Origin of the sequence: Thermomonospora umbrina, assembly GCF_003386555.1 — a bacterium.
GTDB lineage: Bacteria > Actinomycetota > Actinomycetes > Streptosporangiales > Streptosporangiaceae > Thermomonospora > Thermomonospora umbrina.
The window spans coordinates 6,736,728-6,753,810 of record NZ_QTTT01000001.1 but is presented as its reverse complement, the minus strand read 5'-3'; the positions used below and the strand labels follow the sequence as shown (position 1 = coordinate 6,753,810).

General features: G+C 70.1%; 15 protein-coding genes. 1 reads left to right on the top strand and 14 read right to left on the bottom strand.

Going from position 1 to position 17,083, the window contains the following annotated elements; translation table 11 throughout:
- Positions 1-79: 79 nt before the first annotated feature.
- The 11 genes from DFJ69_RS30480 to DFJ69_RS30430 form a co-directional block, all read right to left on the bottom strand.
- On the bottom strand, positions 80-1,354 hold the full coding sequence (locus tag DFJ69_RS30480; protein ID WP_147312506.1) for a hypothetical protein: 1,275 nt from the start codon (positions 1,352-1,354) through the stop codon (positions 80-82).
- Between the two features lie 378 nt (positions 1,355-1,732).
- Positions 1,733-2,563 carry a hypothetical protein gene (locus DFJ69_RS30475; protein WP_116025777.1) on the bottom strand — a complete coding sequence of 277 codons (831 nt, stop codon included), beginning with the start codon at positions 2,561-2,563 and terminating at the stop codon, positions 1,733-1,735.
- A 39-nt stretch (positions 2,564-2,602) separates the two neighbouring features.
- Positions 2,603-3,856 carry a hypothetical protein gene (locus DFJ69_RS30470; RefSeq protein ID WP_116025776.1) on the bottom strand — a complete coding sequence of 418 codons (1,254 nt, stop codon included), beginning with the start codon at positions 3,854-3,856 and terminating at the stop codon, positions 2,603-2,605.
- Positions 3,857-3,955: 99 nt separating this feature from the next.
- A complete protein-coding gene (locus DFJ69_RS30465; RefSeq protein ID WP_116025775.1) occupies positions 3,956-5,245 on the bottom strand; it encodes a hypothetical protein in 1,290 nt (429 codons plus the stop codon).
- Positions 5,246-5,267: 22 nt separating this feature from the next.
- Positions 5,268-6,221 (bottom strand): hypothetical protein, encoded by a 954-nt coding sequence (locus DFJ69_RS30460; protein WP_147312505.1) that lies wholly within the window; start codon positions 6,219-6,221, stop codon positions 5,268-5,270.
- The gene (locus tag DFJ69_RS30455; RefSeq protein ID WP_116025773.1) at positions 6,221-6,895 is read right to left on the bottom strand and encodes a hypothetical protein; all 675 of its coding nucleotides are present in this window, start codon (positions 6,893-6,895) and stop codon (positions 6,221-6,223) included. The genes DFJ69_RS30460 and DFJ69_RS30455 overlap by 1 nt, the downstream gene beginning before the upstream one ends.
- A gap of 212 nt (positions 6,896-7,107) precedes the next feature.
- Complete coding sequence (locus DFJ69_RS30450) at positions 7,108-7,872, bottom strand: hypothetical protein (RefSeq protein ID WP_116025772.1); 765 nt, start codon at positions 7,870-7,872, stop codon at positions 7,108-7,110.
- Between the two features lie 221 nt (positions 7,873-8,093).
- Positions 8,094-9,371, bottom strand: a complete 1,278-nt coding sequence (locus tag DFJ69_RS30445) for a hypothetical protein (RefSeq protein ID WP_116025771.1) — start codon at positions 9,369-9,371, stop codon at positions 8,094-8,096.
- A gap of 368 nt (positions 9,372-9,739) precedes the next feature.
- Complete coding sequence (locus DFJ69_RS30440; protein ID WP_116025770.1) at positions 9,740-10,168, bottom strand: DUF4913 domain-containing protein; 429 nt, start codon at positions 10,166-10,168, stop codon at positions 9,740-9,742.
- A complete protein-coding gene (locus tag DFJ69_RS30435) occupies positions 10,165-11,967 on the bottom strand; it encodes a type IV secretory system conjugative DNA transfer family protein (protein ID WP_116025769.1) in 1,803 nt (600 codons plus the stop codon). Before DFJ69_RS30435 ends, DFJ69_RS30440 begins: the two co-directional genes overlap by 4 nt.
- 316 nt (positions 11,968-12,283) lie before the next feature.
- Positions 12,284-12,772 carry a hypothetical protein gene (locus DFJ69_RS30430; RefSeq protein ID WP_147312504.1) on the bottom strand — a complete coding sequence of 163 codons (489 nt, stop codon included), beginning with the start codon at positions 12,770-12,772 and terminating at the stop codon, positions 12,284-12,286.
- 76 nt (positions 12,773-12,848) lie between these two features.
- Between DFJ69_RS30430 and DFJ69_RS33960 the strand changes: the two genes are divergently transcribed.
- Positions 12,849-13,091: a hypothetical protein gene (locus tag DFJ69_RS33960; protein WP_147312503.1), complete on the top strand. Its 243-nt coding sequence runs from the start codon at positions 12,849-12,851 to the stop codon at positions 13,089-13,091.
- A gap of 53 nt (positions 13,092-13,144) precedes the next feature.
- Here the strand turns inward: DFJ69_RS33960 and DFJ69_RS30425 are convergent, their stop codons facing one another.
- The 3 genes from DFJ69_RS30425 to DFJ69_RS30415 all read right to left on the bottom strand — a co-directional run bounded on the left by DFJ69_RS30425 (position 13,145) and on the right by DFJ69_RS30415 (position 16,962).
- Entirely contained in the window at positions 13,145-14,467 is a 1,323-nt protein-coding gene (locus tag DFJ69_RS30425) for a hypothetical protein (RefSeq protein ID WP_116025767.1), read from the bottom strand.
- A gap of 48 nt (positions 14,468-14,515) precedes the next feature.
- On the bottom strand, positions 14,516-15,373 hold the full coding sequence (locus DFJ69_RS30420) for a hypothetical protein (RefSeq protein ID WP_116025766.1): 858 nt from the start codon (positions 15,371-15,373) through the stop codon (positions 14,516-14,518).
- Between the two features lie 134 nt (positions 15,374-15,507).
- Positions 15,508-16,962, bottom strand: coding sequence for a hypothetical protein (locus DFJ69_RS30415; RefSeq protein WP_245974640.1), 1,455 nt, complete (start codon positions 16,960-16,962; stop codon positions 15,508-15,510).
- Positions 16,963-17,083: the final 121 nt, after the last annotated feature.

Here is a 17,083-nt window from a genome sequence, read left to right as displayed (position 1 = left end):
ATCGCGCGGGCCGCCGAGGAGCGGCCGCCGGACCGGCCGGCGGCGCTCGTCACCGGCGCGGTTCCTCGGCTGCGGGACCTCACCTTGCGGGCCCGCGGCGCTTGTTGGAAGGAGGGTTTCCTCTGCGGGGTTGGGCCCTTCGGTGGGACGCCGTCGGCGGCTCGGGGGCCTGCGGCGTGTCGAGTCCCGCAGATCGTGCGGCGCTCCTGCTCACGGCCTGTTGGTCGTGATCCAGGGCCGAGGGCAGCCAGACCGCGGAGTCGATCACGACGGTCATGCGTTCGGCTGCGGCGATGACCTGTTCTCGTAGGCGCCGGTGCAGGCCCAGGACGGGTACTGCGGACCAGGCGCTGAGCGCGGACCTCAGCCGGATCAAGTCGGCGTTATCGACACGCTCTCGCGGCCCGGAGGTGACCGGCCACGATGCGACCTTGGCCGCCTCCAGGGAGATGATCAGCGTTTCGGCCTCCAGAATGTTCGAGACATTTCCCCGCGAGGTTCGAACACCGGGAAAGGGGGCCATCGGCTCCAGGTCCGGGCCCGAGTACGACTTCGGCGTCTCCAGCCCGGGGAAACGCACCGTGAAGATCGGCAGGGTGATGTCGCCTGCGCCGGGGTCGGACAGATGTGAGGCCGAGGTGATGATGCCGTTGACGCCGCCCCTGCGTCCGGGGACGCCGTCGATGATCAAGACGGAGTCTCCGACGCCGAGATCGGGCCGCAACGGGTCGCCCCTGATAGGGCGATGTGGTTCGGGTGGACGAGCCAGTTGGCCCAGGGTGACCGCGATGAGCATCGCGGTGTCGGGCAGGTGCTGGACCAGATGGTGCCCGGCTTCCAGCAGGGAACGGAACGGATTGGGGAAGCCGAGGGCCTCTGTGCGGACGAGGAGCCGCTGGTGGGCCATCGCGAACGCGACGATGGAGTCGGCGAACCCGCGAAGCAGGTCGTTGTCGGCACCGCGCAGGTGGTCGCGTAGCGCGTTGACCGGGGTGTGATCTCGGGGTCCGCCGTAGACCTGGCTGAGGGCTTGGGCCTGCGCGTGGCCCTCCCGGTAACCGCGGCTGGGACCGGGGTGCTGCCGGGCGTTGAGCACGAATTCCAGCGCCGCCGCCCGTGCGATCAAGGGCCCCAAGTCCCGAGTGCCCGCGCCGGCGGCGTCGTGGTAGGTGGTGACGACGTCGACGACCGCGCGGTCCAGGTCCTGCGAGCGCGCCGCCGCGAACTCCTGCAGGCAGTAGGCAAGGGCGGGGCGGTCGAGTTTGCCCTCGGCGCCGTGACCGCTGATGTCGGCCGGCACGCCGAGGCGTGCGTGGATTCGGTTGAGGGCCTCGGCTGGCTCTAGACCGGCCATGTGAGGGCCCCCATGCATGTCGCGGTGGATTGCGTCCGGGGCGTTCGAATGCCCTTCATCGTGTCCTCCCGGTCCTGGCGATCCCTGGCGTCCGCGCCGTTGCGCGGCGCCGGCGGTACTCGTTGGTGAGGTCCGCCGAGTGTCGACTCGGCACATGGGTGCGGCGACGAGGTCCAGGCATGGCCTGAAGTCGGAGGGCCGTGCCTGGCCGTTTCGGGGGTTGTCCACGGGCGTGGTCGCCGAAAGCCGTGGCGCACGAATCCCGGCCCCTTCGGCCGGGTCTTGGCGTTTCGGCGGGCGAGATCACCACGCGCCAGCTCGTGGGAGGCCGACAGCGTTCCCATCGGCGAACGGTGTGGCCGATCCGAAGAGGAGCGTTCAATGGTCGATCTCCGGGGGCGTGGGGTGAGTGCCGGTGCTGGGGGCGCCGGCCGCGCGGGGAGGTGGGTGACCGTGGCCGGTGGATGCGAGGGAGTCGGTCCTCGCGCTTGCGTCTGGCTGCGCAGGGGGCGCAGGGACATGGTCGGGCCCGGGCGTCGGACGGGGCGGGGGGTGCACGATCGCCCGTCGCCGCAGTTCTGCGTCGATGCCGGTGAGCAGTGGGGCGGCAGGGTTCCCGGAGGCTCGCGGGTACGTCAGGTCGACCAGGGCGTGCCAGTAGTCACGGATACGCGTCCAGCGTTCGTGGGCGCACAGGACCTGGTCGGTGAACCCGCGCAGCGGTTCGTCGGCGAGGCCCGCGAGTGTGGCCGCCAGATGCTCGGAGTCGATCAACGGCTCGGTGCGGGTCAGCAGTCGGCGGGCGTCGGCGGTTCCCGCGTTGTAGCCGGGTCCGGGGCCGAAATGGCCTCGGCGCTCGTACTCCTCGGCGAGGGCGATGGCGTGAGCCGCGATGTGCTCGGTCGCCGTAAATGGTGCACCGAAGCCGTTCACATCGTCTCCGTGGAAGGCTTCGTCCAGGTAGTGGGCGCAGACGTCCTCGACGAGTCGGAGTCCGTCCCTGTCCAGGGCCGACAGGTGATGCCGATGGCGAAATCGGCATATTTGGAGGTGATAAGGGTCGGGCTCGATGTGCGCCCAGTGCTCGGCGCGAAACTCCCTGGGAGTGGCGTCGTGGGCGGTCATGATCGTGATCAGCGCCGCGCCGGCGTCGATGGCCGCCGGACGGCGGTGGCCGAGGTCGTCCACGGTGTCCTCCAGGGATGACATGCGATTCGTTGAACGAGGGAGGGGCTACGGCTGGGAGGGCTAGACGCCGTTGGCGTGTTTGCCGCCGGCGGTGTTGCGTGTGGGCGTTGTCCGCCGTGGGCCGGGTCGAGGGGCGGTCTCGCTCGCCGGGACGCCCACGTCGAGGCGGGCCGGGTAGTCCTTGTCCCGTCGGCCGCTGTGGTCCTTGGCGGTGGCCAGTTGGGCCGATTGTGCGGCGGTCCACAGCCCGACCGGCCCGCATCCTGCGAGTGAGGTGAATTTCTCCAGCCGCTCGATGACGCCGGGAAGTCGGGACTCGAAGCGGCCGATGAGGGTGTCGGGCGGTACGGCGGCCCACTGCGCGAATGCGGTGAGGAGTCTTTGAAGGTCGTGTTGGTGGATGTCTCTGTCCGACGGCGTGGTGCCGCCTCTCAGCGCCGCGGAGAGCACGAGGATCGCTTCCTCGGCGCCGATGGGGTCGGTGATGTCACCGCATTCGAGCCTGATCTCGGCGAAGGGCTTGGCCGGGGTGAGCGGCCCGCTGTATCGCACCGGTGTCGTACGACCTGCGAAACGCAGGGAATACGCGGCGGGTATTCCCGCATGAGTGGCGGTGGAGGTGGGGTCGTAGGAGATCGCGGTGATGACGGCGGCCTCGGAGACGCCTCGCCCGGCGGTGGCGTCGATGTGGACCGCGTCGCCGATGCGGCGTTCGTCGTGTGGGCTGTGTCCTGCGCCGAGACGGCCGAGGGCGATGGCCGATGTTTCGTCCGGGCCTCGGCGGGCGCGTATCAGGCCGTTCACCAGGTCGAGGGCGTCACGGTGCGGCCGGTGGGTGCGCCTTCGGATGGTCACCGACGTGCTGTGGGGGGCGACGGCGGTCAGCGTGTCCGCGAAACCGCGAAGGCCCGCGCAGCCGAGATCGCGGCTGTACCGGTAGGTCAGTCCGGTCGCGGACGCCGGCGCTACCGACAATTCGCCGTCCAGCATCAGTGCGCGTGAATGACCCGCACGGTAGCCCCGGGTCGGCGTGCCTCCTCGCACGGCCTGTGCCGCCAGAACCGCCAGCGCCTGGGCGGTGGTGCGAGAATCGACCCTGCCTCGCGTCGATGACTGCCGGTGGAGTTCATGGTCGGTGTGGGTGATCGCCCGGTCCAGCGCCTCATGGTCGCAGATGGCGTACTTGATGACGGCGAATCGCAAGGCGTGCTCATGCGGCGGGGCGAGTTCGGCGGAGCCGGGAATGGGTCGTCTTCCGCCGAGCAGCCCGTGGAAGGTCCGAAACGCCTCCGCCAGGAAGTGGTGGGTGATCATGTTCTGCTCCCGACCATGAGTGGTGTGGGCCGGCGTCCGCCGCAGGTTCCCGTCCGACCCCGTTCAAGTGGCGTCAGTCGACGTTTCAGTGCGGTGTTGTCATCTGGGCGGTGCTGGGCCGCCGGGGCCTTGGCCCAGGCTCGGCGGCGGCCCCTGCGGTGGCCGTCGCGGATGGCGCGGCCCCCGGGAACCGGTCGAGGGGGGGTCGGCGGTGAAGTCCAGGACGTGGCTGTTGTCGGGCGTGGTCGCCTCGGAAGGTCGCCCGGGGCGGGCCGTGTAACGATGGTGCAGGGTGTGCAGGCCCGGTGAGGCCGCCATGGCGGCCCTCAACCGCTGGGCCGCGACGTCGACGGCGGGAGCGATCCGATCGGTCAGGGCGCTGACCGTGATGCCGCTCCACGTGTGAAGGGCGAACTCGACCTTTCCGAGGTCGCTGTGATCGCTCTCCCGCAGGGGCGCCCCTGCGTCCAGACCCGCCTTGTGAGCCCCGTACAAGGTGATGAGCAGTTGTTCCGCGTCCAAGGGGCAGTAAATCGTTCCACGGTCGAGTTCCTGCCGAGGGAATGGATCGGCCTTCGACAGTTGATGCCTTCCGTAGGCGTGGTGCTCGGTGTCGCCGACGAATCGGACGTGATGGACGAAACCGAGGAGGTTCTCGCTTCTGGGGTCGAGGTCGAGGGAGGTGTTCACCACGATGCCGGTGCCGTGGCGGCCCCCACCCGACACCCGAACCGTGTCGCCGACCTCGATGACAGCCGATTCCCGCGACCCTGGCGGGTCAAGGGCGCGTTTCACGATGCCGACCACCGCCGCGGCCGTCTCCGAGGTGAAGGATCCGTCCTCGCGTGCGGCGGCGCCCCGAAGGACCCTCGCGAAGAAGCGCGACATGTCACGGTCACCGCCGATGTTCAAGGCGTCATAGGACATTGCGTCGACGAACCCGCGGCGGGCCTCGGGTGTCAGGTTGTCGAGGGTTCTGGCGACATGATCGAGGTAGTACTGGGGCGCGGACCCGATGTCGACCACTTCTCGCGCGCCGACCGACCCGGTCGTACTTCCCATAAGGGCCCCGGCCACGTAGTGAGCGGATGGTCCCTGGTGACCGCGTGCCTCCATGGCCCGATGCATGGCCACCGCGCGGGACGGCAACGCGCTTCCCATTTCGGGCGTGATCAGCCCTGAGATGTGCAGCAACTGGAACTCGACGTACAGCCGGCACGCCGCCCTTTCCAACTGCTCCGGAGTGGCCGCCGCGTATTCGACGACGCTGTGCCACAGCACCTGAGGGTCGAGGCCGGGTTGGGCCCAGACCGAACCGGGAAGGTTCGGCGGGCTGTCGTCGAAACGCTCGAAGAGATGGCGGACCGCATCCGACGATGCCGTGCTCATGGGGACTCCTGGGCGTCGGGGATCAGGGGGTGGAGCCCGGGCGTTGACCCGGTGCGGGACCGTCGGGCGCCGGGGGCAGTGCCCGTGGCGCGGCCGCGGATCGGCGCGGCCGCCTGGATGGCCTGCGTTCCGCCGGTGCCGCCGAGGGGAAGTCCTGCGCCGCCAGAGCCGACGACGTGGGGGCGCCCGAGTCCGGCTGAGCGGGTGCGACATCGCCGGGCCCGAGGGCCGAGCGCGATGACGTGGCCCCCACCGGCGCCGGCCGGTCCTCCGCCGGGGCCGCTGGCGAGCCGCCGAGAATTCCGACCATCCGCTGGATGCGATCGTTGAGCCGCATCATCATGACGGATTTGTCCTCGCCGAACCATTCCGCTATTTTCGACAAAAGCACATCGTGGTCGTCGATCGCGTACTGAAATGACTCTCCGCGGTAACCGCCCAGTCTGATGTTGGCTTCCAACGGGACGAAGACATGAATGGCGTGGTCGAGGCTCACGACCTTTCCGCTGAGGCGGGTGGTGATCGGGAACAGCCTTTCCGCGCGCAGAACATGGTCCTGAACGCGCATCAGGGCCTCGGTCACGATGTTCCGGCGAAGGCTCGTGACGGGCCATTGCGACCAGGTGGCCAGCGCGATCGATATGCGCTGCTCGTCGGCTTGCGCTCTGTGATGCGGGGGGACGTGGCCTTGTTGGCTGATGAGGATGTGCATCATGCGGCTCAAGACGGCGTCGCGTGCCTCTCGCGGGTCGGTGATGAGGCCATCTCCGATGGCCAGGCGGGGAAATATCGGTGCCGGTGCGAGCACCTCAGGTGGAAGGCCGACGATCACGTCGTTCGGAAACCACACTGAAATCAACCCGTTGTCGGTGGGTCGACTTTCCGTCACCTGGCCGCGATGCGGCAGCTCGATGGGGCTTATCGCCGAGAGGTTGAGCCGATGGACGTTGTCTCCCGGCTGAGGCGACTCCCTCATCACGTCGCCCTGTCCTGGTCGGCCGCCAACGCCCGCCGTCTCATCTCCGCATCGACGGCGTGCAGGTACGGGACGATGCGGTTGGGGGGCTTGCCCGTGCCGGCGAACTCCGGGATGAGCCCCCACAGATCGCGCGTCCGCAGCCAGCTGTCGTAAAAGCACAGGACCTGGTGGCAGAAGCCGCGCAAGGCGTCGTCGGTCAGGGCCCCGACGAGGCCGGGCAGACTTCCCATGTCGGGATGGAGGACTCCGGTGAGCATGTGGAACGCCTCGGCCGCTCCGTCGAGGTAGGCGACGGTCGGCCCGCGGTAACCTCTCACCTCGAACTCCGCGACCAGGGCGCAGGCGTGCGCGGCGATCTGTTCCGCCGGCAGCAGCGGGGCCATGTCCCCCTGGTAGTAGGCGGTGACGTGCTCGATGACCTGGAGGGCCTCGTGGTCGAGGGCGCGGTGCGGGGTGCGATGAAGGCGGAACCGGAAACGATGCAGGTGGTAGGGGTCGGGTTCGACGCCTTCCCAGTGGGAGGACCGATAGTCCTCCAGGAACAAGTCGTAGGCGGTCTGCAGCCGCTCCAACGCGGCGCGGACGTCGTGCCCGGTGGGCTCGGCGACGTCGCCCACCGGCCCGGGGGCGGCGTCGCCGCCGGCTCGCGCCGGCAAGGCCTGTTCACGCAATGCGTTCTCCTAGGGGGCGTGGGTCATCGGGGTCGCATGCCCGTCGTGTGCGGGCCGCGCGGCGGCTACGGCCGCCGGGGCCGCAGGGTGACGTCGGCTGGTGCGGGTGCTCGTGCGGCGGGCCGGGTGCCTGGGCCCCTCGGCGCGGGGCGTCGCTCGACATGCGCGTGCCTCCGGGTCCGGCGGATGCGTGGTCGGCGGGCGTGCGGGGGTCACGGGCGTTTCGGTGATCCGGGCAGCGCATGCGGTGGCCAGTCGGACAGGTGGGCCGGGCGGGGACGCCCCCTGCGCAGTTGCGGACCTGGTCGGGCGGTGCCGGCGACGTCGGGGCCCGCTGCGGGGAGCTCCTCGAGCGCGTTCCGCGCCGCGACCCGGCCCGTTCCGGTTGTGGGTGGCGATCCGAAGCGGGACGTGACCTCGTGTGCCAGCTCCTCGAAGGGCGACCGCCGGCCCTCCGCAGTGGCTTCTCCCAGGGCGAACGCGTCCGACATCGACCGCCAGAAGTCGAGTTCGTGCGCGAAGAAGTCGCGCATTCCGCGTGCGGTCTCCGCCGAGATCCCTTCGAGGGCCGGTTTGATGTCCGGCCGGTGATGCGGCATGGCGGGCAGGTCGGACCATACTGCCTCGGCAAAGACGATCGCCGCGCGCCAGCCGGCGAGATAGTCCGTGCGGGGGCCCGCGTATCCCAGGCGGTCCATTTCTTCGCCCAGGGCGATGAGCATGGCCAAAACGCGTGGTGGCGGATGCATGGAGCCCCGGTCCGCGAGGGGCTGGGTGAGGTCGTACAACGCGACCTGTTCGATCGCCTTGACCGCGAACCGGTCGAGTCGTTCGGCGCGAGATCCGGCCAGGACGAAACGCTGGGTTCGAAGATGTTCGGTGTCGGGTGGCAGACGTTCCCAGTGGCCGGGATCGACGATGATGTCCCGGGCCGGATAGAGGTCGATGATCCGTTGTACCGACGCGACGGCGTCCATCGCGTGTTCCTCGGATGGATGGCGCGTGCTCATCGCATGTCCCGGGGGCCCGGCGATGCTGGTCCGCTGCTCGAAAACGAAGGGTTTTCGCCCATGGCCGCCGGCTCGCGCGGTGGGTGGGCGGCGTAGGCGGAGATGGCTTCGAATTTCGGGTCGATGCCTTCGCGCGCCCGCCGGTGGTCGCAGCTCACTAGATCACCTCCGATTGTCGCGTCCATCGGTCATGCAGTCCGGCCCGAGGACGGTGTTCTCGCCGACTCGTTCGCCTGCGACGTGGGCCTTTGCCGCGGTCCCCGGCCGCTCGCCGGTGCGGCCACGGGCGTCTGGGGGAACTCCGCCCGCAGTGCTGGGAGACTTCCCGCAGTGGCGGCAGGACGAGTTTGTCGATACAGCGACACCATTTCGGGCGCGGAGTCGAGGACTGCGCACATTCGAGCCTCCGCGTTCTTGATATCGGGTTCCAGCTCGAGATAGAGATCTTCTATTCGCAGGCCGCTCCACTCGGTGAGCGCACTGGTGAGGTCGTGCTGATCGGCCCTGTCCATCTTCCGCAGGTGTGGATCGCGCGGCGTGTGCTCTTCCGGTTGCCGCGCCGAGGCGATGAGGGCGACCAGCAGATTCTGAGCGGTCAGCGGATCGGCCACCACGCGGCGATGCAGGGGCACCACCGGAAAGGCGGCCGTGGGCTGCAACCGGCCGCTCCTGAAGACGCCGGAGTTCCGGCCGGGAAGCCATATGCGGTAAGCCTTTCCGTTTGAGGGGGAATGGGAGATCAACCCACTGATGTGTCTGGCCTCTGCGGTCAGTACCTGGACCGGTGTTCCCGGCGGCAGCCGCTGCGTTCGCGGCCCGACGTTCGCGGGCGACACGGCGAGGAGATGGCTGAGCGCCGCAGCCGCGATGTCGGCGGTTCGACTGTTTTCGGCGGCGTTCGCCGCGAGCCGCAGCGGAGTGGCGAACGGGTTGGGCGACTCGATGCCCTTCAGCGAGGTGTAGCGCTGCGCCGAAAGAACAAAATGGTCGATGACGCCTCGCATGGCGGCATCGCCGAGTTCCCGCATCCGCACCTGGGCGGCACGAGTGATCACGCGCTGCTGGATCGCTTCGGCGATGACCTCCCGCGCGACCTCGTGTCCCTTCAGATAGTCGCCGGGAGTGGTGTGGTGACGTGTGGACAGCACTGTTTCCAGCACCACGATGTGTGCGAGGGTCTGCCTGTTGAGGGCACCCACCTCCAGCACCCGCCGGTTCTGCCGGTGGAGTCGGGTCACCAGGTGGGCGGTTTGGCCTTCCAGGGCCTCGGTGAGTGCGGTGGAACAGGCGACGGTGGCCCACCAGGCCGCTGAGGCGTCCGGTCGGGTCGCGTTCCAGCGTTCGGCGTCCAGTGGGGGGACGACGACGTCGGGCAGTTTGAACCGTGCGAACAGGGATGTCATCGCTTCCGCCGGCCCCGGCGGCTGCAACGGCGGCGTCTCGGCCTCTTGCGCGGGCTTGGTCATCTCGGCTCCCTCAGGTCTTCCGCGCTGATGCGGTCGGCTGCGCACGAGCCGCCGTCGCCGGGACGGTGGTCGGGCGGGGCGGTGCCCGCAGGACGTGCCGGTCATCGTTTCCCGGTGCGGGACCCACCCGACGGTGCGGTGCGACTGCGGGCCCCGGCTGCGGTGTGGAACGGTCCTCGGCTCGATGAGGCCCAGGGCGCTCCCTGCGGGGGCGTGGACCGCCGGCGCTCGCCGATCGGCGACCCATGCGCCGATCCGCGGGTCCCGGCGGCCTGGCCGGCGCCGTGGTCGCGACACCGGTTCGGGCGCACACGCTGCGGCCGTCGGCGGGGGCGGCAACAGGGGGGGCGGGAGCGGTCACCTGGTCCCTACCCTTCTGCCGTGGCGTCAGGGCCCTGATCCGCTTCCGGCGGCGGGGACGCGACGTCCCAGTAGCCGGGGGGCGCCGGTTCGGCGCCGGCCTGGTGCGGCTCGATGTGCTGGTCTTCGGAGCACTGGTAGAAGGGGCCGCGGGCGCCGAGCAGAATCGGCAGCTGAGAGTCCAGGTAGTGGTACCAGTCGGCGATGCCGGTCGCCGGTTCCAGTCGCAGGGCCTCCCACGATCGCCACAGCGCCGTGAGCCGGGAGACCGCCTCTGAGTGAAGCCACCACTGGGCGCACCAGCGGAACTCGCCGCCGAGCGTGCGCCGGTACATCGGCAGGAACCGCTCGAGCACCCACTCCTCGACGTTGTCGAACACCGGCCGGGGCGGCGCCTCCTCCTGCGCGGGCGCCGGGGAGCCCGGGTCGACGCTCATGGGTGACCCCTGCGCGGTCGGTCGGCGGTGTCGTTGGCCGCGTCGGCGATCATCCGTTCGGCGAGGGCCATGTGCGCGGAGATCTCCGCCGCGCGCGGCCCCCGATACCAGGGGCGCAACTGCAGCAGGGCCGGTTTCCCGCCGGTGGCCAGCAGCAGCGCCGAGCCCGGCGGCAGTGCCCGGATGGCGGCCGCCTCGAGGATGTCCTGGCGACGCAGACTGATCTGCTCGGAGGCCTGACCCTGCCCGTGGGTGATGGAGCGGACCGCCACGTCGTGCTGGCCGACGAGCGTGGATAGATCACGCGCCAGCCGCGGGGAGTCGACGCCGGCCCCGATGATCTTCCGGGTGGCGGCTCCCCACAAGGCGGCCATGCCCTGCTCGCCCCACACCGTCTGTCCCTGCTCGTAGCTCTGCAGGATGGTGACCGGGATGATCCCTCGCGACCCCAGATGGGAGTACAGCTCCGGCAGGTCGGCGATGCGGCAGATGTTGGCGGCCTCGTCGAGCACGACCACCAGCGGCGGGTCGATACGGCCGCCGGAACGTTCGGCGCGGCGTTCGGCGGCGCGCATGTTGGCGTCGGTGAGGGCCGCGATGAGCGGCGCCGCCGGACTCTTGCTCTTCGATAGCAGGAACAGCGCGTCGCGGGTGGTGACGAAGACGTCGGGATTGAAGCGGCGCAGCGGCTGTTCCGGGGGGGTGACCCACGCCAGGATGTCTTCGTCGCGCAGCGCCTTGGCGGCGGTGCGCGCGGTCTGATAGATCCCGTCACGGGTTTCCACGGCGCCGTTCTGTGCGCCGCGCAGGCCCGAGGCCATGAGCTTGAAGCCCGCCTTCTGCAGCAGTTCCACGGGAGTGGGCACGGCGGGTTCATCGAGCCACAGTGCGACGTCGTGCAGGGTCCGGCCGGAGGAGGAGGCGGCCAGGAACAGGCTCGCGAGCAGGTCTTGGGCGGCCGGTCCCCACAGGTCCTTCTTGCTGCCGTCATCGACGGTGAGCACGAAGTGGCCGGCCAGGCGGTGGGCGTCCTCCACGCCGGCCAGGCCCAACAAGGGGTCCCACCACCATTTCTGCGGCTGGTAGGTGATCTTCTGCGGGTCGAACAGCCAGATGTTGGCGCCGGTGTCGTCGGCGCGCGACTGCGCGGTGGCCGCCCACAGGTCGCCCTTGTTGGAGGTGGCGATCACCGGGCCGGGGGCCGACAGCACGTAGGGAATGGACAGGCACGTGGTCTTGCCGCTGCGCGGGGCCATGAAGGTGACCAGGGAGTCTTCCCAGGACGCGAACAGCGTGGGGCCGGTCTTGCCGCCGGGGCGCTTGAGGTCGCCGAGCGGCAGGCCGATGTCGTGGTCGGGCAGGGGGCCGGACCGTTTGGCCAGGGACACGCGGAGTTCGCGGGCCTGCGCGGAGGCCATGTCCGGTTTGAGGACGTCCAGCCCCGGATTGTCGGCCAGCGCCGCGACCGGATCGGCCGGATCACCGCGGCGGGCGTCGATGCGCCGCCACGCTTTGAGGGCCGCCACCGCGGCCGCCGCGCACAGCGCCAGTGTGTTGGCGACGACGAGGGGGGTGGGGGTGTTCGGCCATGCCTGCCGGGTGCGGCCGACGACGACGTGGTGCACGAAGGCGAAACCGAAGCCCTCCACCGTCCCGGTGGTGATCAGCGAGGCCAGCCAGGCCGCCGCCCACACGATCACGAAGAGGACGGGGAAGGCCCAGCAAACCCCCAGCACGATCCAGCCGCCGGGGTTGCCGCCGCTGCTCCACCCCGCCTTGGGTCCCAGTGCGCGGGTCATGGGCGCCTGCGTGGGGAGCCGCCCGCCGCCGGGCGGGCGGCCAAGGTTGTGCGCCGCGCCCTGGTCGGTGGAGGGCGTCGGCCGGTCGAGGCCGGCGACACGTCGAGCGAGGGGCCGCGGCGTTCGGGCGGCGGCGCGGTTCGGTGCGGCCGCACCCGCCGGATCGCGCCCGGGGGGCCGGCGGGCCGCGGGCGGTGGCCCACCGAGACGCCGGGGATGCCCTGGAGGCCCTGGAGGCCATGGCGGTGTTCGCAGTCGGCGATGGTCGGGGGGCGCGGTGCCGCGCGGCCGGGCAAAGCCGTGTTCGTGAGCAGGTTCATGGGCGGGGTCCTGTGCGGCGAGGAGGTGGGAGGTGGGGGCGGTCGACGGGGAAGCCGCCCGGAGCATGCGAGGTTCGGGGCCCTCCCCCGGCGGGGGTGTCCAGCCGCGACGCCGTCGGCGCCCGCAGCCCGGGCATGACGGCGACGTCGGTGCGGGTCAGGCGGTCCAAAGCGGGCTGAACGCCGTGGTGGACCTCTGCGGGGGACCCCCCGTACCAGGCGCTCAGGAGTTCCAGCAGCTCGACTCCCAGAAGCTGCATCTGTCGGTCGCCCAGGCGGGGGTCGGTCGCGGGTCCGGCGCGATCGAGGCCGCGTTCCCTGCTGGCGAGGATGTCGATGAGCAGGGACTGGGCCTCAAGGGGACTGCTGATGTCGCCGATGACGGTGGCGACGGGGAACAACGTCGCCAGACGCCGATCGCGGAAGTCGAACAGGTGGGCCCCGATGGCGGGGGTGAGGTGTTTCAAGAGCGCGTCGGGTGCCATGCCCGTCCATGCCGCCAACGCGGTGAGATGCTCATCCCGGCTCTTGACCGTTGCGGCGGGAGGTGACAACCCTCCGGTGACGAACATCGAGATCCGTGCCGACATCACGATGATGTCCTGTTCGGTGGCGAGCGGGTCTCCGTTCGCCCATCGGGAATCCAAACGAGCGGCGCGTTCCAATTCGTCGATGGCGAACGAACCGGTGATGCGCCCGGGAAATCGGACCTCGTGCATTCTGTGTTCGTCGGAACCGATGCCCGTCACGACACCGGCGGCAGGGATCCCCAGATCGCTGGAACGCCTTCTGGCGACGATGTGAACGCCGTCTCCGGGGCTGAATCGATCGGTGAGAGAACTGGTCACGGAGGTCTCCTACTGGGGCGGCCGGCGGCGGGTGGGCGGTGTGGTCCTGGACGCCCGCGGCGGGCCGCCGGTGCGCCGGACAGGGTCCCTTCGGGAGCCGGGCGCGGTGCCTTGTTGCGGGGTGTCCAGGTCGGCGTCTCGTTTCGCGTTCGGCGAACCGGACGTGGCGGCCGAGCCGTCCGGCTCTGCGGAATCGATGTGCCGGTTGATGAGGTTGCCCAGGTGGCGGGTGAGTTGTTGGGGCCCGAGGGCGTACCAGTCGGCCATGGTGGCGGTCAGTTGTCGTCGGGCCAGCCCGAGACTGGTGTGGGTGAGGTGTTCGTAGCCCTGCGGGGCCCGCCGGGTGACGGGCATGGCGTTGAGTTGGATCAGCAGTCTCTGGGCCGGTTCGGGGCCGGTGACCTCTCCGAGAGGCGTCTGGAATGGGAACAGGCGGGCCGTCGACGCGGCGTGCCGGGCGTCGGCGGCCGCCTCGGCCCACGGTGTGAGAACGGCCCGAAGGCTCACCTGGGAGAGGTTCGTCCATTCGGCCAGGGCCTCTGAATGGCGGCGAACGTCGGCCACGACCTTTTCGTCGGGCACCAGTCCGCCACGTTCTTGCAGGATCGTCACCGCGGCGGCATCGAGCATTCCCGACTCGCGCGCCATGCGAGGGGCCAGACGCCATTGGGCTTCGACGTGGTCGTCGATGGCGTACCAGGCGGCCAATGCCTGCACCGCGCTCCCGGAAACGGTCGCCAGCCGCCCTTTCACGTCTGCCCGATCGCGTGGGGCGGTGTCGCGGTAGGCGGTGTACGCGCCGATCAGCAGCCGCCACGCCTGCTCGGGGTCGGTGACCACTCCCCCGCGGGTGATGTGGGGGAACATCGCGGTCCTGCGCGTTCGGGCGACCTGATCGGCCTGGGCGTCGACGGCGGGCTGGAGCATGTCGGTCAGCTTGACCTCGGGCACGGCGGCCCAGGCCGCCAGCGCGCCCAGGCGTTCGTGCAGCGGCTTTGCTGCGCTCGGCGGGGGCGCGACACCCTCGCGTTCGAGAAACCGCAGATGGGCCGATGCGGCGATGATGAGTCGTTCGGCCTCACTCGGGTCTGCCGCCCACTCGGCGTCGAAGTGCCGGGCTTTCATGAGGGCCCGCTCGGGCACCAGGCGTTCGTTTCCGCCGCAGAACCAGACGCTGTAGGAGATCTCCGGTTTCCTGGACGCCACTGCGGTGACGAGTCCCCTGACCGGGAGGTGGAACGCGTTGTCCGCCAGGTAGCCGGGATCGATCGCACCGACTCGCGCGACGCTGTCGCCTACGGCGAAGACCGGTTCCCTGCTCGGCTCAGACATGGTCGTCCGCCCGGGGCCGTCGGCCGATTCCGGTGTCGAGGTCGCAGGTCATGGTGTTCTTCCCGAGGTGCGTGATGAGTTCGGCTCGGTGGGACGCTTCGTCGTCGTCGCGCCGGCCGCGGGCGCGACCGGTGTCGTCGCGCCGCGCGGGAACTCCTGCGCGGCGAGGCCGATCGTGTGGACCGTTGACGACGTGCCCGAATGCGGAGTGAGCGCCTTTTTCAGCGCGGGCATGTGCTCGGCCGCCGTGGTGGGGTGCATTCCCAGGAGCGGCAGGAGGCGGTGGGCCATGTCGGTGGTGTTCAGGTCCCCGTACCATCGCTGGAGCAGCGGCCCTATCGTGCCGAGGACCTGCCCGGTGGAGCCTTTGGGCATTTCCCTCTTGCTGTCTTTGAGGGTGGCCAAGGACGCCAGGGCGTCCACGACGCGCTGGTGCGCCTCGGCCGGTGTGGCGATGACGACTTCGCCGAGGCGGGCGGGGAAGGCGAAGGTGAGACGATGTTCCATGCGCACGACTTCGGCGTCGATGCCGGGCGCCAGTCGCTGCTCCAGGGTGCGAGGATGCAGTCCGGCCCATCGGGCGAACTCCGCCGTGAGGTCACCGGCGTCCTGGCTGGTGGTCAGGGACCAACCTCGCGTGCGGAACACTTCGGTCTCTGCGGCCTTTTGGATGATGGCGATCTCCGCGCGGATAGGATCCCCGCCCATCCACTGGCGGCCGAAGTGGTTTCCGACGTCGAGTGCCTCGCCGGGATAGACGCGTTCGGGGCCGCCGATGAACCGGACGACATAGCGGTTGTCCAAGGGACTGGCCGCGGTGACCACGCCATGTTGTGAAAGGCCGCTGACCTCATGGCCGGGAAGCCAGTCGGTGCGGGCGACGGTCTGCCCTATCGCGTATGTCATGTCCAGACTCCGGACGTCGGGGTTCGATGGGCGGGCGGATGTTCCGCCGCGGGCCGCGGGCCGCGTATCGTGGATCGCCGACGAAGCCGTTCCCGGTGAGCGGGGCGGCCCGTGGATGATCCCGAGGGGTGCTGCTATCTATTTTCTGGTTCGGCGGGTTTCCTCACTGGAGCGCGCTTCGCGGGGGAGTTTTCGGGGGGATGGGCGGCGCGAATGGCCTGGTCGGTGTCGTAGAGAGCTTTTTCGGCCCCGACGAGGGACAGTTCGACGGGTATTCCCAGGCGTTCACCGGTTTTGATGAGGTATTTTCCGCGTCCGGGGTGGCGCGCTCCCGGCTGCCAGGAGTCCGGCGCCGACCACGTGGCGACGAGTTCTGATTCGGGTCCCGTCAGCGGGGTGATCTCGTGGACGCGTGCCAGTTCCCGTGGCGGTAGGCCGGCCAGCACCGTGATCGCCGAGCGTTCCACGAAGCCGCGGGCCTTGGCGCGGTCCTGGGGGGTCGCCAGCGCGTCGAGGTCGGCCAGCGAGTGAGTGATCATGATCGAGGCCATGCCCTTGGCGCGGTTGAGGCGGGTGAGGGCGTCGGCGTACTCGACCAGGCCGGGCGCGCCGCGCAGCGCCCGCCACAGTTCGTCCATGACCCCGAGGTAGGAGCGGCGCGGCGCGATGTCCAGGTCGGTCAGGGCGGCGGCGGCGTCGACCATGGCGAAGCCGTACGCCCATGTGCTGAGCATGGCGGCGGTGAGGAGTTTGTCGCCGGCGGCGCCGATGCGGGAGATGTCGACGCTGACCGCGGGGGCCTCCAGGTCCAGGGGGCGGGAGGTGGGTGCGTCGAAGACGCCGGCCAGGGATCCGGTGCACAGCAGGTCGAGGGTGTAGATCAGGTCGCGGATGCGGGCGCGGTATTCCTCGGGGGTGTCGGTGCGCGCGGCCGACCGCAGTTCGCCGGGTCCCTGTTCGACGGTGCGCAGGACGTCGATGACGGTGGGGTCCTGCCCGCCGGTGGCGCGGTCGTCGAGCAGGTCGATGGCGCGGCCGAGGACGACCTCCTCGGAGTTGGTGATGGGTGTTTCGCGGACCAGGGTGCACAGGGCCATCAGCAGCGACAGTCGCCGGGACCTGACCTCCCAGCGCAGGGTGTCGGCGTCGGTGCCGCTCATCTTGCGCAGGGCGGTGCCCAACGGTCCGGAATCGAGGGGGTTGATGCGGTCCATGCCCCGGCCGATGCGGATGACCTGACCTCCCAGGTGTTCGACGAGGAGGGTGTAGTCGGGTTTGGTGTCGCCGAGGATGAGGGCCTGGGAACCGGCGGCGATGACGCCGGTGACGAGCCGTTTGACGAGGGTCGACTTTCCGGTGCCGGGTTGCCCGAGGACGAACATGCCGGGGTTGGTGATGAGCCCTGCGCGCAACCAGCTCAGCGGGTCCAGGCAGACGACCTCCCCCCACAGTTGGTGGCGGCCGACGGGGGTGCCGACGGTGGGGGACCCCGAGCCGGCCATGAAGGGGAACAGGCCGCAGGCCTGCGCGGTGGTGGCCTGGTATTCCGGAGCGGTCCCGACGTGGACGGCGCGGCCGCCGTCGCGCATCCTCCAACCCCATGCTGGTGCCAGCGGTTCGGCTTGGGCTCGGGCCTCCACGCCGCTGTCGGGTGGGGGGTTGGATGGTCGGCGGCGGTGGAGCACGTCGTCTCCCGGTGGGCTCGAGGGT

What these genes read in the sequence shown, in the direction of transcription:
- DFJ69_RS30480 (WP_147312506.1), bottom strand. Translation starts at nt 1,354, where the DNA reads ATGGCCGGTCTAGAGCCAGCCGAGGCCCTCAACCGAATCCACGCACGC.
- DFJ69_RS30475 (WP_116025777.1), bottom strand. Translation starts at nt 2,563, where the DNA reads ATGTCATCCCTGGAGGACACCGTGGACGACCTCGGCCACCGCCGTCCG.
- DFJ69_RS30470 (WP_116025776.1), bottom strand. Translation starts at nt 3,856, where the DNA reads ATGATCACCCACCACTTCCTGGCGGAGGCGTTTCGGACCTTCCACGGG.
- DFJ69_RS30465 (WP_116025775.1), bottom strand. Translation starts at nt 5,245, where the DNA reads ATGAGCACGGCATCGTCGGATGCGGTCCGCCATCTCTTCGAGCGTTTC.
- DFJ69_RS30460 (WP_147312505.1), bottom strand. Translation starts at nt 6,221, where the DNA reads ATGAGGGAGTCGCCTCAGCCGGGAGACAACGTCCATCGGCTCAACCTC.
- DFJ69_RS30450 (WP_116025772.1), bottom strand. Translation starts at nt 7,872, where the DNA reads ATGGACGCCGTCGCGTCGGTACAACGGATCATCGACCTCTATCCGGCC.
- DFJ69_RS30445 (WP_116025771.1), bottom strand. Translation starts at nt 9,371, where the DNA reads ATGACCAAGCCCGCGCAAGAGGCCGAGACGCCGCCGTTGCAGCCGCCG.
- DFJ69_RS30440 (WP_116025770.1), bottom strand. Translation starts at nt 10,168, where the DNA reads ATGAGCGTCGACCCGGGCTCCCCGGCGCCCGCGCAGGAGGAGGCGCCG.
- DFJ69_RS30435 (WP_116025769.1), bottom strand. Translation starts at nt 11,967, where the DNA reads ATGACCCGCGCACTGGGACCCAAGGCGGGGTGGAGCAGCGGCGGCAAC.
- DFJ69_RS30430 (WP_147312504.1), bottom strand. Translation starts at nt 12,772, where the DNA reads ATGGCACCCGACGCGCTCTTGAAACACCTCACCCCCGCCATCGGGGCC.
- DFJ69_RS30425 (WP_116025767.1), bottom strand. Translation starts at nt 14,467, where the DNA reads ATGTCTGAGCCGAGCAGGGAACCGGTCTTCGCCGTAGGCGACAGCGTC.
- DFJ69_RS30420 (WP_116025766.1), bottom strand. Translation starts at nt 15,373, where the DNA reads ATGACATACGCGATAGGGCAGACCGTCGCCCGCACCGACTGGCTTCCC.
- DFJ69_RS30415 (WP_245974640.1), bottom strand. Translation starts at nt 16,962, where the DNA reads ATGCGCGACGGCGGCCGCGCCGTCCACGTCGGGACCGCTCCGGAATAC.